General features: G+C 68.0%; 23 protein-coding genes. 14 read left to right on the top strand and 9 right to left on the bottom strand.

Features of this window, described 5'->3' with window-relative positions:
• Positions 1-61: 61 nt before the first annotated feature.
• The gene (locus tag AC1RNC_RS15135; RefSeq protein WP_492887186.1) at positions 62-487 is read right to left on the bottom strand and encodes a helix-turn-helix domain-containing protein; all 426 of its coding nucleotides are present in this window, start codon (positions 485-487) and stop codon (positions 62-64) included.
• A gap of 32 nt (positions 488-519) precedes the next feature.
• On the opposite strand from AC1RNC_RS15135, the gene AC1RNC_RS15130 reads away from it, so the two are divergent.
• The 9 genes from AC1RNC_RS15130 (at position 520) to AC1RNC_RS15090 (ending at position 10,746) form a co-directional block, all read left to right on the top strand.
• Positions 520-1,386, top strand: a complete 867-nt coding sequence (locus AC1RNC_RS15130) for a class I SAM-dependent methyltransferase (RefSeq protein ID WP_492887185.1) — start codon at positions 520-522, stop codon at positions 1,384-1,386.
• Between the two features lie 52 nt (positions 1,387-1,438).
• Positions 1,439-2,080, top strand: coding sequence for a TetR/AcrR family transcriptional regulator (locus AC1RNC_RS15125; RefSeq protein WP_492887184.1), 642 nt, complete (start codon positions 1,439-1,441; stop codon positions 2,078-2,080).
• The gene (locus AC1RNC_RS15120; protein ID WP_492887183.1) at positions 2,077-3,090 is read left to right on the top strand and encodes an HlyD family secretion protein; all 1,014 of its coding nucleotides are present in this window, start codon (positions 2,077-2,079) and stop codon (positions 3,088-3,090) included. The genes AC1RNC_RS15125 and AC1RNC_RS15120 overlap by 4 nt, the downstream gene beginning before the upstream one ends.
• Entirely contained in the window at positions 3,087-4,022 is a 936-nt protein-coding gene (locus AC1RNC_RS15115) for an ABC transporter ATP-binding protein (protein ID WP_492887182.1), read from the top strand. Before AC1RNC_RS15120 ends, AC1RNC_RS15115 begins: the two co-directional genes overlap by 4 nt.
• The gene (locus tag AC1RNC_RS15110) at positions 4,019-5,197 is read left to right on the top strand and encodes an ABC transporter permease (RefSeq protein ID WP_492836333.1); all 1,179 of its coding nucleotides are present in this window, start codon (positions 4,019-4,021) and stop codon (positions 5,195-5,197) included. Before AC1RNC_RS15115 ends, AC1RNC_RS15110 begins: the two co-directional genes overlap by 4 nt.
• A gap of 336 nt (positions 5,198-5,533) precedes the next feature.
• The gene (locus tag AC1RNC_RS15105; protein WP_492887181.1) at positions 5,534-6,739 is read left to right on the top strand and encodes an OmpA family protein; all 1,206 of its coding nucleotides are present in this window, start codon (positions 5,534-5,536) and stop codon (positions 6,737-6,739) included.
• A gap of 500 nt (positions 6,740-7,239) precedes the next feature.
• Positions 7,240-9,129: a ribonucleoside-diphosphate reductase subunit alpha gene (locus AC1RNC_RS15100; RefSeq protein ID WP_492836918.1), complete on the top strand. Its 1,890-nt coding sequence runs from the start codon at positions 7,240-7,242 to the stop codon at positions 9,127-9,129.
• Between the two features lie 191 nt (positions 9,130-9,320).
• Positions 9,321-10,304 carry a lipid A-modifier LpxR family protein gene (locus tag AC1RNC_RS15095; RefSeq protein ID WP_492887180.1) on the top strand — a complete coding sequence of 328 codons (984 nt, stop codon included), beginning with the start codon at positions 9,321-9,323 and terminating at the stop codon, positions 10,302-10,304.
• A gap of 106 nt (positions 10,305-10,410) precedes the next feature.
• A complete protein-coding gene (locus AC1RNC_RS15090) occupies positions 10,411-10,746 on the top strand; it encodes a hypothetical protein (RefSeq protein ID WP_492836339.1) in 336 nt (111 codons plus the stop codon).
• 6 nt (positions 10,747-10,752) lie between these two features.
• On the opposite strand, the gene AC1RNC_RS15085 is transcribed toward AC1RNC_RS15090, so the two are convergent.
• From AC1RNC_RS15085 to AC1RNC_RS15065, 5 genes are all read right to left on the bottom strand, one after another.
• On the bottom strand, positions 10,753-11,388 hold the full coding sequence (locus AC1RNC_RS15085) for a DUF2799 domain-containing protein (RefSeq protein WP_492887179.1): 636 nt from the start codon (positions 11,386-11,388) through the stop codon (positions 10,753-10,755).
• Positions 11,389-11,490: 102 nt separating this feature from the next.
• On the bottom strand, positions 11,491-12,759 hold the full coding sequence (locus AC1RNC_RS15080) for a patatin-like phospholipase family protein (RefSeq protein ID WP_492887178.1): 1,269 nt from the start codon (positions 12,757-12,759) through the stop codon (positions 11,491-11,493).
• A gap of 9 nt (positions 12,760-12,768) precedes the next feature.
• Positions 12,769-13,452, bottom strand: a complete 684-nt coding sequence (gene trhA, locus AC1RNC_RS15075) for a PAQR family membrane homeostasis protein TrhA (protein ID WP_492836345.1) — start codon at positions 13,450-13,452, stop codon at positions 12,769-12,771.
• A gap of 242 nt (positions 13,453-13,694) precedes the next feature.
• Positions 13,695-14,465 carry a sulfite exporter TauE/SafE family protein gene (locus AC1RNC_RS15070; protein WP_492887177.1) on the bottom strand — a complete coding sequence of 257 codons (771 nt, stop codon included), beginning with the start codon at positions 14,463-14,465 and terminating at the stop codon, positions 13,695-13,697.
• Between the two features lie 37 nt (positions 14,466-14,502).
• Positions 14,503-15,669, bottom strand: coding sequence for an MFS transporter (locus AC1RNC_RS15065; RefSeq protein ID WP_492887176.1), 1,167 nt, complete (start codon positions 15,667-15,669; stop codon positions 14,503-14,505).
• 95 nt (positions 15,670-15,764) lie between these two features.
• Between AC1RNC_RS15065 and AC1RNC_RS15060 the strand changes: the two genes are divergently transcribed.
• The gene (locus AC1RNC_RS15060) at positions 15,765-16,691 is read left to right on the top strand and encodes a LysR family transcriptional regulator (RefSeq protein ID WP_492887175.1); all 927 of its coding nucleotides are present in this window, start codon (positions 15,765-15,767) and stop codon (positions 16,689-16,691) included.
• Between the two features lie 20 nt (positions 16,692-16,711).
• Here the strand turns inward: AC1RNC_RS15060 and AC1RNC_RS15055 are convergent, their stop codons facing one another.
• On the bottom strand, positions 16,712-17,758 hold the full coding sequence (locus tag AC1RNC_RS15055; protein WP_492887174.1) for an aspartate-semialdehyde dehydrogenase: 1,047 nt from the start codon (positions 17,756-17,758) through the stop codon (positions 16,712-16,714).
• Between the two features lie 367 nt (positions 17,759-18,125).
• Between AC1RNC_RS15055 and AC1RNC_RS15050 the strand changes: the two genes are divergently transcribed.
• The 3 genes from AC1RNC_RS15050 to AC1RNC_RS15040 all read left to right on the top strand — a co-directional run bounded on the left by AC1RNC_RS15050 (position 18,126) and on the right by AC1RNC_RS15040 (position 19,530).
• On the top strand, positions 18,126-18,218 hold the full coding sequence (locus AC1RNC_RS15050; RefSeq protein WP_492887228.1) for a hypothetical protein: 93 nt from the start codon (positions 18,126-18,128) through the stop codon (positions 18,216-18,218).
• A 164-nt stretch (positions 18,219-18,382) separates the two neighbouring features.
• Entirely contained in the window at positions 18,383-19,045 is a 663-nt protein-coding gene (locus tag AC1RNC_RS15045) for a hypothetical protein (RefSeq protein WP_492887173.1), read from the top strand.
• Positions 19,042-19,530 carry a PIN-like domain-containing protein gene (locus AC1RNC_RS15040; protein ID WP_492887172.1) on the top strand — a complete coding sequence of 163 codons (489 nt, stop codon included), beginning with the start codon at positions 19,042-19,044 and terminating at the stop codon, positions 19,528-19,530. Before AC1RNC_RS15045 ends, AC1RNC_RS15040 begins: the two co-directional genes overlap by 4 nt.
• Before the next feature lie 68 nt (positions 19,531-19,598).
• Here the strand turns inward: AC1RNC_RS15040 and AC1RNC_RS15035 are convergent, their stop codons facing one another.
• On the bottom strand, positions 19,599-20,288 hold the full coding sequence (locus tag AC1RNC_RS15035; RefSeq protein WP_492887171.1) for a glutathione S-transferase family protein: 690 nt from the start codon (positions 20,286-20,288) through the stop codon (positions 19,599-19,601).
• A gap of 136 nt (positions 20,289-20,424) precedes the next feature.
• Between AC1RNC_RS15035 and AC1RNC_RS15030 the strand changes: the two genes are divergently transcribed.
• Complete coding sequence (locus tag AC1RNC_RS15030) at positions 20,425-21,465, top strand: ribonucleotide-diphosphate reductase subunit beta (protein ID WP_492887170.1); 1,041 nt, start codon at positions 20,425-20,427, stop codon at positions 21,463-21,465.
• Between the two features lie 109 nt (positions 21,466-21,574).
• Here AC1RNC_RS15030 and AC1RNC_RS15025 read toward each other — a convergent pair whose 3' ends face one another.
• Positions 21,575-21,997: a DUF6491 family protein gene (locus tag AC1RNC_RS15025; RefSeq protein WP_492887169.1), complete on the bottom strand. Its 423-nt coding sequence runs from the start codon at positions 21,995-21,997 to the stop codon at positions 21,575-21,577.
• Between the last annotated feature and the right edge of the window lie 206 nt (positions 21,998-22,203).

Raw genomic sequence — 22,203 nt, 5'->3', positions numbered from 1 at the left:
GAAAATGCGTTAAAACAAGAGCCTAGAGCAGTTTACCGATCCAATTGGATCGGAAAATGCTCTAGACCGCTTCCGCCCGGTACCGCCGGCGGTGATGGCCCGCCGCCTTCACGAGGCGCAGGAAATGCGGGCAGTCCATCAGTAGCGGGACCTTGCAGTCGGCGGCGTGGGCCAGGCCCTCGCGCAGTCGGGTCAGCTGTTCGATGCGGCGGTCCAGGTCGACGGTCTTGGCGCGAAGGGCCGCGCGGTCGATGTCTCGGCCGGTTCGCTGGGGGCCGTCCAGCATCCCGCCGATCTCGTCCAGCGAGAAGCCGCAGGCCCGGCCCAGGGCGATCAGCGACAGCCGCTCGATCACGGCCGGGGCGAACAGCCGCTTGAGGCCCCGCCGGCCGGTCGAGGCGATCAGCCCCTTTTCCTCGTAGAACCGCAGGGCCGAGGCCCGCACGCCGGTCCGTTTCGCCAGGTCTGAAATATCAATCTCGAACACCGCTTGACCTCAAGTGCGCTTTAACTTGCAGGATGCGCGGGGAAGACGACGATCGCAACAACAGGGAGACGCGCGTGAGCGACCAGGACATGGCGGCCTATTGGGACCGCGCCGGGAAGGTATGGGTCCAGCAGCAGGGGCTGCTGGACCGGATGTACCGGCCGATCGCCCGGGCGGTGGTCGAGGCGGCCGACCTTCGCGACGGCGAGGCGGTGCTGGATGTCGGCTGCGGCGCGGGCGCGACGACCTTCGAGGCGGCGTGGCGCGTGGGGCCGACGGGCCGCGCGGTCGGCGTCGACATCTCGCCGGCGCTGCTGGCGCTGGCGCGGCGCCGGGCGGGCGAGGATGGTCTGGAGGGCGTGGACTTCCTGCAGGCCGACGCCCAGACCCAGGCCTTCAAGGCCGATTTCGACGCCATCGTCTCGCGGTTCGGGGTGATGTTCTTCCCCGATCCCGTCGCGGCCTTCGCCAATCTGCGCGCGGCCTTGAAGCCCGGCGGCCGCCTGGCCTTCGCCAGCTGGCGCGGGCCCGAGGACAACGCCATCGCGACGGTCCCGCTGGCCGCCGCCGCGCCGTTCCTGCCGAGCCTGCCGAAGTTCGAGAAGGACGCGCCGGGCCGCTTCGGCTTCGCCGATCCGGACCGGGTGCGGAGCATCCTGGCGGCGGGCGGCTGGCGCGATGTGGTGGTTGATCCGCTGGACGACCCGACGCCGGTCAGCGCCGAGGAACTGCTGACCATGAGCCTGCGCGTCGGTCCGCTGAACCCGATCCTGGCCGGCCAGGACGAGGCCGTGCGCGAGAGGGTTGGAGAAGCGGTGACGAAGGCGCTGGAGCCTTACGTGAAGGATGGCGTCGCCGAGATGAACTCGGCCTGCTGGCTGGTGACCGCGAAGGCTTGAGTTTCGGCCTGTTCGCCTTTAATGACTTCTGGGTCATTAAAGGCGAACAGGCATGCAGGCCGGAAATCCCAAATGGCGTCGACGCGCCGAGGCGCGGCCGGGCGAGATCGTCCAGGCGGCGTTCGAGGTGTTCGCGGAGAAGGGCTTCGCCGCCGCCAAGCTGGACGAGATCGCCGCCCGGGCCGGCGTCTCGAAGGGCGCGCTCTATCTCTATTTCGAGACCAAGGAGGACATCTTCCGCGCGGTGGTCCGCGAGGCGGTGGCGCCGAACCTGGACATGGTCGAGGCCATGCTGGCCCAGGCCACGATCCCCTTTCCCGACATGCTGCGCCTGATGTTCGCCCGCGTCGCCTCGGTGATCGCGACCACGAGGCTGGGGGCGGTGGCCAAGCTGGTCATCGGCGAGTCGCGAAACTTCCCGGAGCTGGCCCGCGTCTGGCACGACGAGGTGGTCAGCCGCGCCCTGTTGGCGATCGGAAACGCGATCCGGCGGGGCCAGGAGCGCGGCGAGGTCCGGCCGGGCGACCCGCGCCTGCAGGCCTTCAGCATCATGGGGCCCATCCTGACCGGCGTGATCTGGCGCGAAACCTTCACCCCCGTCGGCGCGCCCGCCGTCGATCTGGAGGCGCTGATCGCTCAGCACGCCGACACGGTGCTGCTGGGCCTGACGCCGCGTCCGGAGGCTAGGTCTTGAAGCCCGCGGCTCACCCCTCTCCTGGCCGTATCGTCGCCGTCGCGGCGGGCGTCGGTCTGGCCGGCTTCCTGGGTTGGCGACTGTTGGGGCCGGACGCCCATCGGCCGCATCGGCTGTCGGGCTATGTGGAGGGCGAGACGTTGTATGTCGGGGCCGCCAACGCGGGCCTGGTCAGCGCCGTGGCCGTCCAGCGCGGCGACCGGGTCAAGGCGGGCCAGCCGCTGTTCGCGCTGGACGCCGCCCAGCTGACCGCCGCCCGCGACCAGGCCGCCGCCCAGGTGGCGATCGCGCAGGCTCAGCTGCGCGACGCCGAGAAGGGGCAGCGCCCGCAGGAACTGGCCGTCTATGACGCCGAGCGCGCCGCCACCGAGGCTCAGATCCGCCAGGCCCGGTCGGACTACGACCGCATCGCGCCGCTGGTGGCCAAGGGCATCTATGCGCCGGCGCGTCTCGACCAGGCCAAGGCCGCGCTCGACACCGCCCGCGCCAACGCCGCGGCCGTGGCGCGGCGCAAGACCGTCGGCGGGCTGGGCGCGCGGCCGGACGCCGTGGCCGCGGCCCAGTCCGCCGTCGCCTCGGCCCGCGAGACCCTGACCGCCGCCCAGTCGCGTCTGGATCAGATCAGCCCCAAGGCCCCGGCCGCCGCCCGGGTGCAGGACGTCTTCTACCAGCCCGGCGAATGGGCGGCCGCCAACCAGCCGGTCGTGGCCCTGCTGTCCGACGACCGCGTGCGGCTACGCTTCTTCGCGCCCGAGGCCGAGGTGGCGCGCTATCGGCCGGGAACGATCGTCCGCTTCTCGTGCGACGGCTGCGGGGCCGAGCGCTCGGCGCGGATCAACTATGTCAGCCCTCGGTCGGAATTCACCCCGCCGGTGATCTACAGCCGCGAGGCCCGCCAGCGCCTGGTGTTCCTGGTCGAGGCGAAGCCCGAGCCCGGTCCGGCCCTGGCGCCGGGCCAGCCGGTCGACATCGTTCCTCTGGATGGCTCGTCCAAGGGGGATGGCCGGTGAACGACCTGGCCGTCGATGTCCGGGGGCTGAACAAGAGCTTCGGCCCGCGCCACGTGGTGCGGGACCTGGCGATCCAGGTCGGGGCGGGCAAGATCACGGGCTTCCTGGGACCCAACGGCTCGGGCAAGACCACGACCCTGCGGATGCTGTGTGGCCTGCTGACTCCCGACAGCGGCGAAGGGGAGGTGCTGGGTCTCGACTTCCGCAAGGACGCCGAGGCGGTCAAGCGCCAGACCGGCTACATGACCCAGAAGTTCTCGCTCTACGAGGACCTGTCGATCGAGGAGAATCTCGATTTCGTGGCCCGGGTCCACGAGCTGGACCGCCGCCGCGAGCGGGTGAAGGACAGCCTCGACCGCCTGGGCCTGACCGCCCGCAGGAAGCAACTGGCCGGCAGCCTGTCGGGCGGCTGGAAGCAACGCCTGGCCCTGGCCGCCAGCGTCATGCACGAACCCAGGCTGCTGCTGCTCGACGAGCCGACCGCCGGCGTCGATCCCAAGGCGCGGCGCGAGTTCTGGGACGAGATCCACGCCCTGTCGGCCGAGGGCCTGACCGTGATGGTCTCGACCCACTACATGGACGAGGCCGAGCGCTGCCACGACATCGCCTACATCGCCTACGGCAAGCTGATGGCGCGGGGCACGGCCGAAGCGGTGATCGCCGAGAGCGGCCTCATCACGTTCCGCGCCGAGGGGCAGACGGCCGAAGGACTGGGCGCGGATCGCCTGGCCGGGGATCTCGCCACGGCGCCCGGCGTGCTGATGGCCGCGCCGTTCGGGTCGGCCCTGCACGTCAGCGGACCCGACCGCGGGGCGCTGGAGGCGGCCATCGCGCCCTATCGCAAGCCGCCCCTGGAATGGACCGAGGTCCAGCCGACCCTGGAGGACGTGTTCATCCGGCTGATGGATCAGTCGTCGGACAATTTCCAATGAGCGCCCGAGGCGGCAGGGGGAGGCGGCTCTCCGGCGCGCGCATCCTGGCGGTGCTGATCAAGGAGTTCATTCAGCTCACGCGCGACCGGCTGACCTACGCCATGATCCTGGTCATGCCGATCGTGCAGCTGCTGCTGTTCGGCTACGCCATCAACAACGACCCGCGGAACCTGCCGATGGCGGTGCTGGTGCAGGACCAGGGGCCGATGGCGCGCTCGACCCTCTCGGCCCTGGTCAACAGCGGCTATTTCGAGATCGTTCGCACGGCGACGTCTCCCCGGGAGCTAGACGAAGCCGTGGCGCGCGGCGAGGCGCAGTTCGCCCTGACGATACCCGCCGACTTCACGCGGCGCGTGGTGCGCGGCGACGCGGCCCAGATCCTGGTCGAGGCCGACGCCTCGGACCCCGCCGCGACAGGCGGGGCGCTCGCGGCGCTGTCCAGCCTGCCCCGGACGGCCCTGACGCGCGATCTGGTGGGGGCGGTCGCCCCAAGGAGCCAAGGGGCGGCGGGCGGCGACCCGTTCGAGGTGGTGATCCACCGCCGCTACAATCCGGAGGCCATCACCGCCTACAACATCGTGCCGGGCCTGCTGGGGGTGATCCTGTCGATGACCCTGGTGATGATGACCGCGCTGGGCGTCACGCGGGAATATGAGCGCGGCACCATGGAGAGCCTGCTGGCCACGCCGGCCCGGCCGATCGAGGTGATGATCGGCAAGCTGACGCCCTATGTCGCCGTCGGCGTGATCCAGACGGTGGTGATCCTGGTCCTGGCCAAGGCCCTGTTCGCCGTGCCGATGGGAAGCTCTGATCTTCTTGGGGGCTGGCTGGCCCTGAGCCTGGGCGTCCTGCTGTTCATCATCGGATCGCTGGCCCTGGGCTTCCTGATCTCGACCGTGGCCCGCACCCAGCTGCAGGCGATGCAGATGTCATTCTTCTACATCATGCCCTCGATCCTGCTGTCGGGCTTCATGTTCCCGTTCCGGGGAATGCCGCAATGGGCTCAGGCCCTGGGCGGCGTGATCCCGGTGACGCACTTTCTCAGAGTCGTGCGCGGCGCCTTGCTCAAGGGGCTGGACGCCGCCGAGCTTTGGCCAAGTCTTTCCGCGCTCGGATTGTTTGTCGTCGCGATCTCCGGCCTGGCCATGGCGCGGTACCGGACCACTCTGGATTAGGCTGACGTTCTCCAGGACCTGACTGAAGAGGTTGAAATGTGCGGTTTTTAGGCGACGCTTTGCGAATGCTTGATCGTTTCCCACCTTCAAGCCCTTGCGCGCGACCTGTTCACGTGCGAACCCAGCGGAGCTGACGCTTATCTGCAGTGGATGTCGGCGGGCACGCTCGGAAGTAGATTTCTGAGGGGCGGTCTTGTTTGGCTTTCCTGAGCAAAGGGCAGGGGGGCGAAACCTGACGAGTGTGTCTTTGCTGACACTTTCCCGTGGCGTTCGCCTTGGTATAACAGTGCTCGGTCGGTATCCGGCCTGGGCAGGGCAATAGAGGGCTCTTCAACGATGAAACTCAACCTCCTGGCAGGAGCTGCTCTGGTCGCGGTGTTCGCCGCGTCGGGCGTTTCGGCCCAAGAGACCGGCTGGTACGGCGCGGTCGACCTCGGCTATCACTGGCCGCAATCGCTCGGCTCGCAGTCGAACCAGACCCTGCCGGACGGCGAATTCGCTCACTGGTCGTGGAAGTCCGAGAAGGACTGGACCGGCTTCGTGCGCCTTGGCTACCAATTCAACCCGCACGTCCGCGCTGAAGTCGAAGGCGGCTATCGCCCCGGCGACCTGGTGAGCGTCCGCGGCCCGGCCGTGCGTTCGCCGATCGGCCTCTGCACCCCCGGCGTGACCCGCACTACGGCGGCCGCGACCTGCGGCTCGCCGAGCGGCTCGATCGACGCCTGGACCCTGATGGCGAACGTCATCTATGACTTCGCTCCGGACGCTTGGCTGAACCCCTTCGTCGGCGTCGGCGTCGGCATCAACCGTCTGGACGTCAAGGCCCTGGGCCAGTTCAGCAACGTCCCGGGCGCCATCTCGGCGACCAACCCGGCGGTCCAGAACCTGACGGTTGACGACGACGATATCGCGTTCGCCTACCAAGGTCTGGCCGGCGCTTCGATCAAGGCGACCGACAAGCTGAAGATCGACGTCACCTACCGCTACATCACCGGCGCCGAGCACAACTGGTCGTCGACCGGCTCGCACTTCATCCAGCCGGGCGCCTTCAAGGGCCAGTACAAGGACCAGTCGGTGACCGTGGGTCTCCGCTACTCGTTCGCGTCGCCGCCCCCGCCGCCGCCGCCCCCGCCGCCGCCGCCGCCTCCTCCGCCCCCGCCTCCGCCGCCTCCCCCGCCGCCGCCGCCTCCCCCGCCGCCGCAGTATGAGGCCCGCGAGTTCATCGTGTACTTCCCGTTCGACCAATCGGTCCTGACGCCGGAAGCGCAATCGGTGGTCACGGAAGCCGCGAAGTACTCGAACGACGGTCACGCGACGAAGATCATCGTCGTCGGCCACACCGACACGTCGGGTTCGCCGAAGTACAACGTGAAGCTCTCGGAACGCCGCGCCAAGGCCGTCGCTGACGCCCTGGTCTCGCAAGGCGTCCCGGCCGCCGTGCTCGGCGTCGACTGGAAGGGCGAAAGCGCTCCGGCCGTCGCCACCGGCGACGGTGTGAAGGAACCGCTGAACCGCCGTTCCACGATCTCGATCAACTTCTAAGATCGAATCGACTGAAGACTTGGGAGGGCCCGGCGGCAACGCCGGGCCCTTTCTCTATGTCCGGCGCCGAGCGGGCGCTGTTTGAGCCGTCCGGCGACGCTTGGCGGCGCGGCCGCCGACCCCATATCCGACCTGAAGGCCCGGTTTGCTGGGCTTTCGCGGCGGTCGCGCGAGAGGCGAGCTCGCGAGCGCCGTTCACCGCCGACCACCATCCCTTGTGGCCCTCCTGTTAACGAACGACGTTGTCCGGGGGCGGATGTCCTGGAGCGCCTTGCGGCGTCCTGTCGCGGGTGAAAAAAGTTCGCCTATGCAACCCCTTGATCCTGCCTCACAAGTTCGGGGCGTTCACAGGTTGTTAACGAAAAACTCAGGGCGCAGCCGTTGACGAGTCATTCACCACTGTGGCCCCATATGTGGGTTGAGGGGGCTCCTCAGCCACAAGATATAGCGGCTGACCGGGGCATGTCCCTTCTCCGGAACACGCTGATTGAGCAATGGATTTGGTCATGAACGGCAGTGAAGCGGCGAAGACGAACATCCGGAACGAGGCCCGTCTGGCCGCGATCAAGCCCGCCAAGCGCCCGCAGCTGGCGCTGGTGCAGAAGGTGCTGGTCGATCGCTCGCGCGACGCCCTGCTGACCGACTTCGGCAAGACCACGCTGGAAGACCGCTACCTGCTGCCGGGCGAGTCCTACCAGGACATGTTCGCCCGCGTGTCGACGGCCTTCGCCGACGACGCCGACCACGCCCAGCGCGTCTACGACTATATGAGCCGCCTGTGGTTCATGCCGGCCACCCCGGTGCTGTCGAACGGCGGCGCCGATCGCGGCCTGCCGATCAGCTGCTTCCTCAACGCCGTCAACGACAGCCTGGACGGCATCCTGGGCGTCTGGAACGAGAACGTCTGGCTGGCGGCTAACGGCGGTGGCATCGGCACCTACTGGGGCGGCGTCCGCTCGATCGGCGAGAAGGTCAAGGGCCAGGGCCAGACCTCGGGCATCATCCCCTTCATCCGCGTGATGGACTCGCTGACCCTGGCGATTTCGCAGGGCAGCCTGCGTCGCGGCTCGGCCGCCGTCTATCTCGACATCCACCACCCGGAGATCGAGGAGTTCCTCGAGATCCGCAAGCCGTCGGGCGACTTCAACCGCAAGTCCCTGAACCTGCACCACGGCCTCTCCATCACCGACGATTTCATGCACGCCGTGCGTGACGGGACCAAGTTCGGCCTGCGCTCGCCCAAGACCAACGAGGTCCTGCGCGAAGTCGACGCCCGCGCCCTGTGGCAGAAGGTCCTGGAGCTGCGCCTGCAGACCGGCGAGCCCTACCTGATCTTCTCCGACACGGTGAACCGCGCCATGCCCTCGTTCCAGCGCGAGCTGGGCCTGAAGGTGCGCCAGTCGAACCTGTGCAGCGAGATCATGCTGCACACCGGCACCGACCACCTGGGCCAGGAGCGCACCGCCGTCTGCTGCCTGTCGTCGGTCAACGCCGAGACCTATCTGGAGTGGCGCGACCACCCGACGTTCATCGAGGACGTCATGCGCTTCCTCGACAACGTCCTGCAGGACTTCATCGATCGCGCCCCGGACGCGGCTTCGACCGCCGCCTACGCCGCCATGCGCGAGCGTTCGGTGGGCCTGGGCCTGATGGGCTTCCACAGCTTCCTGCAGAGCCAGAACGTGCCGTTCGAAAGCGCCCTGGCCAAGAGCTGGAACATGCGGATGTTCAAGCACCTGCGCCGCGAGGCCGACAAGGCCTCGATCGCCCTGGGCGAAGAGAAAGGCCCGTGCCCGGACGCCGCCGATCGCGGCTCCAAGGAGCGCTTCTCGCACAAGCTGGCCATCGCCCCGACCGCCTCGATCTCGATCATCTGCGGCGGCACCTCGGCGGGCATCGAGCCGATCCCGGCCAATATCTACACCCACAAGACCCTGTCGGGCTCGTTCGCGGTGAAGAACCCCTATCTGGAGAAGCTGCTCGAGGAGAAGGGCCAGAACACCGACGCGGTGTGGGGTTCGATCCTGGAACAGGAAGGCTCGGTCCAGCACCTGGACTTCCTGAGCCAGGACGAGAAGGACGTCTACAAGACCGCCTTCGAGCTGGACCAGCGCTGGGTGGTTGAGCTGGCCGCCGACCGCACGCCGGAAATCTGCCAGAGCCAGTCGGTCAACATCTTCCTGCCGGGCGACGTCGACAAGTGGGACCTGCACATGCTGCACTGGCAGGCCTGGGAGCGGGGCGTGAAGAGCCTCTACTACCTGCGCTCCAAGTCGGTGCAGCGCGCGGCCTATGCCGGCGCCGAGGACAAGGTCGCGGCGGTCCCGGGCGCGGGCGGCTTCGACGTCCCGGAAAAGACCGACTACGACGAGTGCCTTGCCTGTCAGTAGGCGTGGCCCGTCGGTAGGCCCGGCGACCAGGATCTGTGAAAGAGACGGCGGCGCGAGAAATCGCGCCGCCGTTTCACGTTCCGGGAACCTTGGTCTGTCACAACGGGTTCAGACCCTGTGCGTTTTCGCCGCGATGGACACGCGGAGAAACGGGCGTAGGCTGAGTGTCCGATTGGATTGGGGAATCCGTGATGCGGGTCGCTGGGGAGCGTACCGTTTTCTGCCTGATGGCCGTGATCGCGGGCATGGCGGCCGGCCACGCCGGCGTCGCTTGCGCGGCTCAGAAGGTCGGCAAGGCCGCGCCCGCGCCGGCTCCCAAGCCCCTCGCGCCGATCTCCTTTCAGGTAAAGCCCGAGAGCCTGCGTCCGCTTGATCCCGAAAGCGCCACGGGGTTCGCGGCCCGCGATCTCGACGCGCCCCAGGGCAAGGTCGAGGGCGGTTTCGCGCTGTCGCCCGCCGCCGCCCTGGCCGGCGACGCCCGCATCCTCGAGGCCGATCGCTTCTACGACGGCGCGGGTCCCGTGACCTGGCGCTCCAACGCCTTCAGCCACCAGGCCAAGGCCGGCGGTCCGATCGACTCGGTCCGCGTCTCGATGGCCGGCATGGCGCCGACCGCCGCCTATGCGCCGCTGACCCTGGTCCGCCCCGACAACGAGGACGGCTACGCGCTGCGCGAGGTCGATGTGACCGTGACGCGCGGCTGGCCCTCGGCCATGTCGCTGGAAGGCCGCAGGTTCGCCCTCGACGTCACGCCGCACGCCGGCATCGGCTATGGCGGGGCCGGCGGCTCGGCCGAGGCCGGCGCCACCGTGCGCCTGGGCAAGAAGAAGAACATGGGCGCCCGGGTGAACGACGCCCTCGGCGTCCAGGACGGCAATGCGGCCTTCGGGACGCGCGGACGCTGGTACATCTTCGCCGCCGCCAGCGGCCGGGCCGTGGGCCTGAACATGCTGCGCGGCCAGAACGGCGACTGGAGCCGCGCGGGCCTGACCCAGGACGCCACCAGCAAACTGATCGGCGACAGTCAGGCCGGCGTCGCCTGGCGCCGCGGTCCGATGCAGGCCTCGCTGGGCTACATCCACCGCGAGATCAAGGCCAGGGAAGGCATCATGGGTCTGGCCACCCAGAAAGACGACGTGGTGGCCCTGTCGTTCAGCCTCAAGCCCCAGTGGTAGGCGCGCTCAAGCCGCTGGCGAGCGGACCAAAGGCCTATTAGGCTTGTGTTCCGGGCCGCTTTCATGCAGCTAGCGCCGTCCCTTCCACCAGCCGCCAAGCGAGATCATGAGCGATAGCGAGCCCCCGCGCCGCAAGACCCTGAGCCTGAAGAGCGCGGTCGCCGCGCCCGGTGGGCCGCCGCCGCTCGAGCGTATGGTCAAGCCGTCGGCCCGCGCCACCGTGTTCACGCCCCATGCCGCCCCGCCGCCGCCGGCCCCCGCGCCGACCGGCGACTGGAAGTGCAAGCCTTGCGGCACGCGTTTCGATCCGCCGACGGACATCCCCGACGAGGATTCGGTCCGCTGCCCGTCGTGCAACGCCCGCCTGGGTCTGGCGTCGGACTTCCGCGCCGATCCGCCGAATGTCGAAAAGCTGCGCGCCCGGCACCTGAAGAAGGCTTAGGGGCGCTCACCAGCCGCCGTAGCGGGGCGAGAAGCGGGCTCTGAGATCGTCGACCTCGCGCTCGGCGTCACGGATCGCCGCGTCGGCGCGGCGGCCGTCCTCGATCGCCTCCCGACGCTCGCGACGCAGCCGGTTCAGACGATCGCGCAGTTCGCGGATCTGCTCGTCGGTGAGCTTGGGATTGCGCAACTCATCCTCGACCCCGTCGGCCTGGCGGGCGCGTTTATCGGCGCGCGCGTCGGCCGAGTTGAGATCCGATCGCGCCGACTCCAGCCGCTGCGTCGCCGCGTGGACCCGCTCGCCGTCCGCGTAGCCGCCCAGGAATTCGGCCTCGACCGGCGGCGGGCAGACCCCGGCATAGCTCTTGCCCTCGCGGCCGACCCGGAAGCCGTTCGGTTCGGTGCAGTAGCGTTTCAGCCCCTCGGCGCGCGCCGCGAAATAGGGGACGGGCTCCGGCGTCACCCCGACCTTGGCGCAGGCCTTGGCGTGGTCGTCGAGGCGGCTCATCGGGCGGCCGTCCACCCCGTCGCCGTAGCCGACCGCGCCCCAGTCGCCGCTCAGGCACTGCTCCTTGCTGATGGTCGCGCAGCCGACCGTGGTCAGCGCTCCAGCGACAGCCACCCCGACGACAAGGCTTCGCATCGATAGGCTCGGCATCCGAAAGCTCCCCTGGTGTCGGGCGAGCATAGAGCTAGGCCGTGTGAACCGTGGCTGAACGGCGTTCAGCGGCCGTCTCCGGGAAACCTAGGGCTCCAGCGGCGCCGTGATGCCGACCGGGCCTGGCTCGTCGCGGATGATCACGCCCGTGCCGCTGGACGGGGCGGGGAGCTGTTTCTTGAACAGGCCGCGCCACAGGCTCTGCTCCTCGACCGCGCTGGTCCACACCGTGCCCTCCAGCGCCTGCTGGCGCCCCGCGTCGTAGATGCGACGCATCAGGTCGGTCTCGAACTTCAGCAGGTTGGTCCCCTCGAAGCTGTTGGGGATCGAGGCCACGCTGAGCGGCAGGTTGTGGCGCGAGCAGAAGCCGGCGGCGAGACTCAGCGCCTGGCGGTATGAGAACCGCAGCATGGTGTCGAAGCTGCGGGCCATGATCGAGGCCACGCCGGGCGGGGTCGACTGGGGCGAGGGATCCAGCACCGTATTGACGATCACATGCACCCGGCCGCGCCGGAAGCGGGGGCCGAGGTTGCGCCAGTGCAGCAGGGCGTCGGGCATCAGAAAGAGCGGCGCGGCGACGCCGCCGTCGACGTGCATTTCCTGGTGATGCTGGCCGTCGACCTCGACGTCGATCAGCTTGGGCGGGAAGATGCCCGGCACCGAGGACGAGGCGACGAGCAGGGTGCGGAACAGTTTCAGAGCCGCGTCGCCGCCGTGGTTGGCGATCTCGCCCATGTCCCAGACCACGGCCCGCTGGCTGTCGAGATTGGTGGTGGCGATCAGCAGGCGCCGGCCCTTCAGGTGCTCGGCGGCGACCGCGTCGACCATCTCCTGGTCGACGAAGGTCTCGACCAGGGCGTCCAGACTCTCGCCCTTGAAGATGCTGGGGCCCAGCGCCGTCCCCAGGCGGCGGAAGCTGAGCAGCTCGGCCGCGTGGCCGCCGACATAGGCGTCGGTCAGGCGCTCGTCCCAGGCCGGGCCGAGGAACGCCAGGGGCGCGATCAGGGCCCCGGTGCTGACGCCGGTGACGATGGCGAAGTCGGGGCGGCGGCCCGCCTTGGTCAAACCCGCCAGGACGCCCGCGCCATAGGCGCCGCCGGACGCGCCGCCGGACAGGGCCAGGATGTTGAACTCATCGCGGCCAATCAGCGAGCGCAGCGGCGCCAGGCGGTCGGCGGCGCTGCGCAGGGCGTCGTCGGCCTGGTCGACCGAGAGGCGCACGCCCGGGAAGCCCAGGGCCTCGACGTGGCGCTCCGACGTCGGCGCGGGCAGGCGCTTGCCGCGCAGCGGATCGGTGGCCTTCCTGTCCTTGAAGAAGCCCTGGAGGTTGATCTTGCCGGAGGGATCCTTTTCCAAGGAGGGCCTCTAGCGCGCGCCGGCCAGCACCACGCCCACCAGGACGGCCGCGTAGTGCAGGCCCGCGCCGCCGATGACGTGGCCGTGCCAGATGGCGCGGCGGAACTTAAGCCGTTGCATCAGGTAGAAGATGGTGCCGGTGGAATAGACCAGGCCGCCGATGGCCAGCAGCAGCAGGGCCACCCAGGACAGGCCGTCGATCATCGGCTTGATGGCGACCAGCACCAGCCAGCCGAGGGCGAGGTAGAGGCCGACCCAGAAGCGCTTGTCCAGGCCCGGCAGGAACAGCTTGGCCAGCACGCCCGCGCCGGCCACGGTCCAGACCGCCGTGGTCATGCCGATCGCCCACCAGCCGTGCAGGTTCTGGGTGGTGAAGGGCGTGTAGGAGGCGGCGATCATCACGAAGATGCCGGCGTGGTCGAAGCGGCGCAGCAGCGGCCGCCAGCGGGCCTTGGCGAAGTTGTAGGCGGTCGACAGCGACAGCATCAGGATCAGCCCGACAGTATAGACGCTGACCGCGGCCACCTGCTGCAGATTGCCGATCCCGAAGGCCAGGCCCAGCAGGATGCCGCCGCCCAGCAGGGCGCAGGCCAGCCCGGCCAGGTGCACCACCAGGTCGGCGCACTTGGCGGCCGGGGTCGGATAATGCGTGGCGACCTCGGTGGCGATGATGTCGGTCGTGGTGGTCGTCATGGCCCCGCTCGATGCGAAATGCAGTACGTCCGAACGCTAGGTTCGTTCCGTGACATATAAGCGTCGATCATCGTGGCGGCGAAAGGGCGTCGGCGACACGATCGAGGTAAAAATCAGCGGAACCGAAAACCCCGTCCTTCGACAGGCTCAGGATGAGGTTTTCCACTGAAGCGATTTTGGTCCTCGTCCTGAGCTTGTCGAAGGACGGGGACCACGCAAAGGCGTCAGAAAAAGAGGCCCCTCTAAAAGAGAAGACCTCTGGCCCCGTCGAACATCAGCTTGCCGCCGACCGCGACCAGCAGCACGTAGATGACCTTGTAGAAGCCCTCGGCCGGAACGCGGCGCACCACCCAGACCCCGCCCCAGGTCGAGGCGATGGCCAGGGGCAGCAGCACCCCGGCGGTAGCCAGCACCTTGGGCGTGAACTGGCCCAGGGCGATGTAGGCCGGCACCTTCATCCAGTTCACGACCGCGAAGAAGATGGCGCTGGTGCCGATGAAGGCGTCGCGCGGCAGGCGGCGCGGCAGGACGTAGATCTGGAACGGCGGGCCGCCGGCGTGGGCGATCTGGCTGGTGAAGCCGGCCGCCGCGCCGCACAGGGCGCCCAGCCACGGCCGGCCTGGGGTCGCCTCGACCTGGGCGGCGGCCTTGACGGCGCGCTCGGCCCACAGGCGCTGCAGGGCGAAGACCACCGAGATCAGACCCACGGCCAGCTCGACGGCGGCCTCCTTGACGAAGGCGGCCAGGGCCCAGCCCAGGAAGATCCCGACCGCGGCGGCCGGCAGCATCAGGATCAGCAGGCCCTTGTCCCAGCTCTTCCGGAAGGCCCAGACGCTGACCACGTCCTGAACCAGCAGGATCGGCAGGGTGATCGAGGCGGCCATGACCGGCGAGACGGCCAGGGCCATCACCGGCACCGCCACCACGCCGATCCCGGCGAAGCCGCCCTTGGCCAGGCCCAGCAGGATCACGGCGGGGATCGCCACCGCGTAGAAGAACGGATCGGTCAGCATGGGCCGGTGCTTAGCAGCAAGCCCCGCCCATGCCTATTCAGGCCAGGACGGGTCCCGTCCGACGTTCCAGGCTCAGGCTGAAGGCGGCCAGGGCGAGCGCGGAGAGCGGCACCACGGCGGCGACCAGGGGCACGGCGGCCAGGCCCGGGCCGTGGTCGATCACCGCCCCGCCCAGCCAGGCGCCGAAGGCGTTGCCGAGGTTGAAGGCGGCGATGTTCAGGCTGGAGGCCAGGCCCTGGCCCGCGCCGCCGGCTTGGCTCAGCACCCGCATCTGCAACGGCGCGACGGTGGCGAAGGCGGCCGCGCCCAGTAGGAAGGCGGCGATCACCGCGCCCGCCTGGCTGTGGAAGGCGAAGGCCGAGGCGCCCATCACGATCGTCAGCAGGATCAGGGTCCCGGCCAGGGCCGCGTTCAGGCTCTTGTCGGCCCAGCGGCCGCCGGCGAGGTTGCCGGCCACCAGGCCCGCGCCGAACACCAGCAGGATCGGCGAGACGGCGGCCTGCGAGAAGCCGGCCAGCTGGGTGAGGATCGGCTGGATATAGGTGAAGACCGCGAACACCCCGCCAAAGCCCAGCACGGTCATGGCCAGGCCCAGCTGCACCTGCGGACGGGCCAGCACGGCGAACTCCTCGCGCAGCGGGGCGGGCTCGACCGTCTCCCTGGCGCTGGGAACCAGCACGGCCAGGACCACGAAGGCCAGGGCGCCGACGCCCGCTACCGCCCAGAAGGCCATCCGCCAGCCGAAGGCCAGGCCCAGCCAGGCGCCGAACGGCACGCCCAGCAGGGTGGCGAGGGTCAGGCCGGTGAACATGATCGAGATCGCCGAGGCCTTGCGCTCGGGCGCCACCAGGGAGACGGCGACCAGGGCGCCGACGCCGAAGAACGTGCCGTGGGCCAGGGCCGTGACCAGCCGCGCGCCCATCAGGATGCCGTAGGTCGGGGCGATGGCGGCCAGGATGTTGCCCAGGGTGAAGATCGCCATCAGCACCAGCAGGGTGGTCTTCTTCGGCAGGCGGCGGGTGGCGATGGTCAGGATCGGCGCGCCGACGAAGACGCCGAGGGCGTAGCCGGTCATCAAGAGGCCGGCGGTGGGGATCGAGACGCCGAGATCGGCGGAGACCTGCATCAGCAGGCCCATGATGATGAATTCGGTGACGCCGATGCCGAAGGCGCCGACGGTCAGGGCATAGAGGGCGAGGGGCATGACGGCTCTCGTATTGGGTTGGCCCCCCAGATAGCGCCGGCGTGTTCGATGAATTAGATTGGATGAAGGAACTTTACTTGTGAAATGAGGGCACAATGGCGCGCTCGGAGATCAATCGTTCGGGGGAGATGGAGGTCTTCGCCCGCGTCGTCGAGGAGGGCGGCTTCACGGCCGCGGCCAAGGCGATGTCGATGACCCCGTCGGCGGTCAGCAAGCTGGTGGCGCGGCTGGAGGCGCGGCTCGGCTCGCGGCTGATCAACCGCTCGACCCGCAAGCTGCAGCTGACCGCCGAGGGCCTGACCTTCCACGAGCGCACCCTGCGGGTGCTGGCCGACCTGGACGAGGCCGAGCGTTCGGTCGCCGTCTGCGCCGTCCCCAAGGGGCGGCTGCGGATCAACGCCAACGTGCCGTTCGGCCTGCACCACCTGCTGCCCCTGGTTCCGAAGTTCATGGCCCTGAACCCCGAGGTGCAGGTCGATGTGACCCTGACCGACCAGATCATCGACCTGCTGGACGAGCGGACCGAACTGGCGATCCGGGTGGGGCCGATGCGGCCCTCGCAGCTGGTGGCCAGGAAGCTGGGCGACAGCCGCACCGTCCTGGTCGCCTCGCCCGACTATCTCGCAAGGCGCGGGACGCCGCGGCATCCCGACGACCTGGCCGATCACGACCTGATCACCTTCAACTTCTCGCGCCAGTGCGACGAATGGCCGTTTCGGATCGCGGGCGAACGGGTGTGCTATCCGGCGCACGGCCGGGCCATGGTCGGAGACGGCGAAAGCGCCACGCACCTGGCCCTGGCCGGGCAGGGGATCACCAAGCTGGGCATCTTCCACATCGTCGACCAGATCCGGGCGGGCCGGCTGGTCCCGGTGCTGGACGACTTCAATTCCGGCGAGCTGGAGACGGTCAGCGCCGTCTATGTCGGCCACGCGGGTCCGCTGCCGGCGCGGGTGCGGGCGTTCATCGACTTCCTGGCGGCGGAGGTCGATGTGGACTGGCCGATGGGGCGAGCGGTTTAGCGCCCGCCCCTCGGCGAGATTTACGCCCCCAGCATCACTTCGGCGATCTGCACCGCGTTCAGCGCCGCGCCCTTGCGCAGGTTGTCGCCGACCACGAACAGGGCCAGGCCATGCTCGACGGTCGGGTCGGGCCGGATGCGGCCGACGAACACCGGATCCTGGCCGGTCGCCGCCAGCGGGTTGGGCACGTCGTCCAGCACCACGCCCGGCGCTGCGGCCAGCAGGGCCGTGGCCTCAGCCACCGACAGCGGACGCTCGAACTCGGCGTTGATCGACAGCGAGTGGCCGGTGAACACCGGCACGCGCACGCAGGTGCCGCTGACCGGCAGGCCGGGGATCTCGAGGATCTTGCGGCTTTCGTCGCGCAGCTTCAGCTCTTCCTCGGTATAGCCGTCCTCGCTCAGCACGTAGTTCAGCGGCACGACGTTATAGGCCAGCGGAACCGCCCACTTGCGTGGAGCGGGCAGGGGCGCGGCGTCCGGCGACTGGGCCAGGCCGTCCAGGTCCCCGGCCGCGCCGGCGCGCAGCTGCTCGGACAGCACCTCGATGCCCTCCATGCCGCCGCCCGAGGCGGCCTGGTAGGTGCTGACGGTCAGGCGCTTGAGGCCCGCCTTGTCATGCAGCGGCTTGAGCGCCGGCATGGCGGCCATGGTGGTGCAGTTGGGGTTGGCGACGATGCCCTTGGGGATATTGGCCAGCGCGTGCGGATTGACTTCGGCCACCACCAGCGGGACGTCCGGGTCCGAGCGCCAGGCCGAGCTGTTGTCGATCACCACGGCCCCGGCCGCGGCGGCCTTCGGGGCCAGCTCGCGCGAGGTCGAGCCGCCAGCCGAGAAGAACACGATGTCCAGGCCGGCGAAGTCGGCGGTCGCGGCGTCCTCGACCACGATCTCCTGGCCCTTGAAGTCGACCTTGGTCCCGGCCGAGCGGGCCGAGGCGAACAGGCGCAGGTCCGCCAACGGGAAGTCCCGCTCGGCCAGCAGCTCGCGCATCATGCCGCCGACCAGGCCGGTGGCGCCGACGACGCCGACGCGGGGCGGGTTGGCTCGGGAAAACTTGAAGCTCACGGGTCTACGTCTCCTGGAAAGTGCGGAGGCGCGGGCTTGGAGGTCTCAAGGGTGTGAGAACCGGCCCCGCGCATCGGCGGGGCTGGTTGGGGATGCTCGCTAGTTCGCGCACAGACCCGACCACGCCCCGCCGAGGCGGGTCGTTTTCGGGGTAATAATCATGGTCGCGGCGAAGGTCATCGGCGCGGTGAATAGCGGGGAAGCGTGGCGGCGTAAAGATGGGGCTGGGGAATATTGATGCGTCGGCAGGCGCGCAAGCCTCGCTGTGAGCAAGGTCATACCCCGCTTCGTCATCCCGCGCTTTATGCGCGGGATGACGGGGTTTGGGGGGGCGCTTCCTTCTCCCCGGAGAAGGAGCCCTCCTTACATCTCACGGCGAGACGATCGCAGGGCTGAGCGGGTTGCTCAAGGACGGCGCGCAGCGCCGCCGCGCGGCGGCCGGCCGGAGGCCGGTCCTTGACCAACCCACCCAGCCCTGCACGCTGCAGCCTCCAAGAGATTTAAGGATCGCACCCGACCAGGGCGGTCGGGCTAATTGAGCGGGCATCTGACAGCGATGACCGAAAATGTCGTGGTAATTTGCAAAACTACCTAGGTCGTCGTCATATATGCGGAGAGGGCAATGTGCAGACACCATCGAATTGGATCGAGCTAGGGCGACGGGGGGCTTTCACCACAACGCAAGTTGCGGTGCTGCTTGGTGTCGAGCCTTCGCGAGTTGCCTCTTGGTTGGTTGGCAATCCGCCGTTGATTGTATCGGATTTGCCGTCTGTAGCAGGCAGAATTGCGCTTTCCTTCGACGGCTTGGTTGAGGCCCGGGCAATTAATTATCTGCTAGCCGAAGGGATCTCTCGCCGCCGGCTCGCGATGGCGATGAAAGCGATGCGGCAGAGATGGCAAGACCCGCATCCACTTGCCCGTGAAAGAAAGCTGACGACAGACGGATCTTCAGTTTTAGAGCTTCAAGGCGAGAAGATCATTGACCTACTTACCGACGCATACCTGCACCCTGAAGTTCTTCGGCCGGCCTTAGCCGGGCGCGTGGTTTTCAGGAGCGGGCGTGCGGTATGGCTGGAGCCCTATCCCGACGAAATGCCTTTGGTTCGGATTGATCCAGCGAGGGCGTTTGGTCGGCCGGTGATAGTGGAGGATTCTACGGCCGTTCCAACCGAGACTCTGGCTGCCTCAGCAGAGGTCGACGGTGTGGCGGAGGCCGCAGATTGGTTTAGCGTCAGTGAGGGGGCGGTCACTCAGGCCGTCGCATTCGAGCAACGTATCGCTGCTTGACCCTCATCCGCTTCGACGAATGCATCAACCCACGCATCGTCGATGCAATAAAAGCGATCGGATTCCAACGGGACGTCCAGTTAGAAACACCGCAGGAACTCGCCCAGCGAGGACTGTCGGATGTCAATTGGATAGAGGATTTTAGCGGTCGCGGCGGGCGTTTGATCGTATCAGGTGACGGCAATATGAGGCGCGTCCAGTTGGAGCGTGCTGCGCTTGAAGCCTCCGGTGTAGTCGCAGTTTTCCCGCACATGAAATGGTACAGTGGCCTGGGAAGGTGGGGCCAAGCCGCATTCTTCATGGCTTGGTTTCCAGCGATAGTTCGTCTCGCAAAAGAAGCTGCGCCGGGATCTCATTTTCGTATCCCGACATCGCTGTCGGGTGATTTCAGTAGCCTTGAGCTGCTCAGATCCCTTGCGGATATTGAGCGCGAACGAATGCAAAAGGCAGCACAGAAGGCGGCCGACAACGAGGACGGTTCCTAGGGGGATAGCCAGGCTCTGCCGTTTGACGGAGTGAGCGCGATTACTCTCGGCCGCGCCAATCATTGCTCTCACCCTTGCTGCCCCAACCGCTCCCATCCCTCAAAAAACGGGAACCGCTGCTCCCAGAGCCCCGCCAGCCGCGGATCGGCGTCGACCCGCCTGACCACCTCGCTCATCCTCGGCGCGGCCTCGTAGAAGCGCACCCGGCGCGGCCCCCAGCGGCTGACCACCGTGACGTAGAGGTCGAGCACGCTCAGCTCGTCGCCCAGCAGGTAGCGCCCCCCAATCTTCTCGCTGAAGGGCGTGATCTGGCGCTCCATCATCGCCCAGCAGTCCAGGATCCGCTCGGCGGTGGCCGCCTTGATCCGCGCCTGGATTTCCGGGTCCGGCCCGCCCAGGCGTGACGGATCATCCCGCACCCAGAACAGCGAATAGATCGAGGCCGGGATGAAGGTCATCCAGCGCAGGAACTGGGCGCGGGCCGGATCGTCGAGCGCGGGACCGAGCCGCGCTTCCGGATAACGGTCGGCCAGCCAGATCAGGATGGCGGCGCTTTCGGTGATCGTCTCGCCCGCCGGGGTGACGAGGGCCGGAATTTGCTTAAGGGGATTGATCGCGGCGACCTTGGCCTGCTCGACCTCGCCCTCCCAGGTCGGGGCCTCGACGATCTCATAGGGCAGGCCGATCAAGGACATAGCCGCCTCGACGGGCACGCCGCCCGAGCCGAGAGCGCTGAAAATCGTGAACGGTTTCTCCACAAATCATCCCCTATGTTGTGGGCGCGGCCCATTGTCACACTAAATGTAGTGGGTCACTATCAGGGTGCGTCGGGCGTCGGCCTGCCGTAGCCTTAAGCCTACCCCGTCCGCTCGATTCTCGCTCCCGAGGCCCGCCATGTCTGCTCCGTCGTCGCTCATCCTGCCCGGCCTGATGACCCCGTCGGGCGGCTACAAGCCGTTCCGCTATCCGTGGGCCTACGACTTCTGGAAGACCCAGCAGCAGGTCCACTGGATGCCCGAAGAGGTGCCGCTGGGCGAGGACCTCAAGGACTGGGCCGTCAAGCTGAACGACAAGGAACGGAACCTGCTGACGCAGATCTTCCGCTTCTTCACCCAGTCCGACGTCGAAGTGCAGGACAACTACATGGAGCGCTACGGCCGGGTGTTCAAACCGACCGAAGTGAAGATGATGCTGGCCTCGTTCGCGAACATGGAGACGATCCATATCGCGGCCTACGCCCTGCTGCTCGAGACCATCGGCATGCCCGAGACCGAGTTCTCGGCGTTCATGGAATACGAGGCCATGAAGGACAAGCATGACTACATGCAGACCTTCGGCGTCGAGACCAATGCCGACATCTGCCGGACGCTGGCGATGTTCGGCGGCTTCACCGAGGGGCTGCAGCTGTTCGCCTCGTTCGCGATGCTGATGAACTTCCCGCGCTTCAACAAGATGAAGGGCATGGGCCAGATCGTCTCGTGGTCGATCCGCGACGAGAGCCTGCACTGCGACGGCATCATCAAGCTGTACCACGCCTTCAACAAGGAAACCGGCGCGGTGACCAAGTCGGTGGCCGACGACATCGTCGACTGCTGCAAGCACGTGGTCGGGCTGGAGGACAAGTTCATCGACCTGGCCTTCGAAGCCGGCGAAATCCAGGGCATGACCCCCGACGACATCAAGGCCTATATCCGCTTCATCGCCGACTGGCGCCTGCGCCAGCTGCAACTGCCGGAAGTGTACGGCGTCAAGGAAAACCCGCTGCCCTGGCTGCAGTCGCTGCTGTCGGGCGTCGAGCACGCCAACTTCTTCGAGGCGCGCGCCACGGAATATTCCAAGGCCGCGACCAAGGGCCAGTGGCACGGCGCAGAGGGCGTCTGGACCAGCTTCGACGAGATGATGAAGAAGCGCACGGACCTGACGCCGGCGCAGTGATCGCTTCACGAGGGGCGTGAGCAGAGGGCGGGATCCGGAAGCCGGGTCCCGCCCTTTGTTGTTTCGCTTCCTGGGCGTCGGCGCCGACGCAGGGCGGCGCCCGGCGGCCTTACGGCTGATACTTCTTCGGGATCGCCTTGATCTCTTCCGGCGTCAGCTTGGTGATGGTCTTGGCCCGGATCGGGATGGCCATGCCCAGGCCGTCGCCGACGCGCAGGTCCAGGTCCAGCGGACCACAGACGCTGTCGGGGCCGCGCACGATCGACACCAGATGCGTGCCCGGCCAGGTCAGCTGGTTGGAGCCCCACGCCAGGTCGACGCGATAGACGTCTCGGCCGCGGACCTTCATGTACAGGGTGTTCTTGTCCGGCGCGGTCCAGCCGCGCCAGTCGGACAGGTAGAAGCACTGGCGGGCGGGCTTGGCCGCCTTGACCGGGACGTCGCCTTGCGCCGCCGAAGCGGCCGTGGTGCCCATGCCGGCCAGAGCGAGCCCGATCAGCGCCGAGCGCGCGATGTGGGTGATCTTGCTCATGACGTCATCGTCCTCAAAGGCCCCTCGCCTCAAGAGATTGGACCTCGTCGGGGCCTTGTCAAGTTTTTACTGTACATTTGAAACTGTACACGAAAAAGCCCGCCTCCCAGCGCGCCGGGGAGGGGGCTTGGCCCAAAAAGAAAGAGCCAGTCAGGCTGGAAACCTGACTGGCTCGGGGCTCTGATCGAGGCCTTGCTGGCCGAGGG

It is taken from the genome of Caulobacter sp. GW822-FHT01G02 (genome assembly GCF_058802865.1).
Note: the sequence above shows the minus strand (reverse complement) of the source record. Positions and strands in the feature narration are given on the sequence as shown.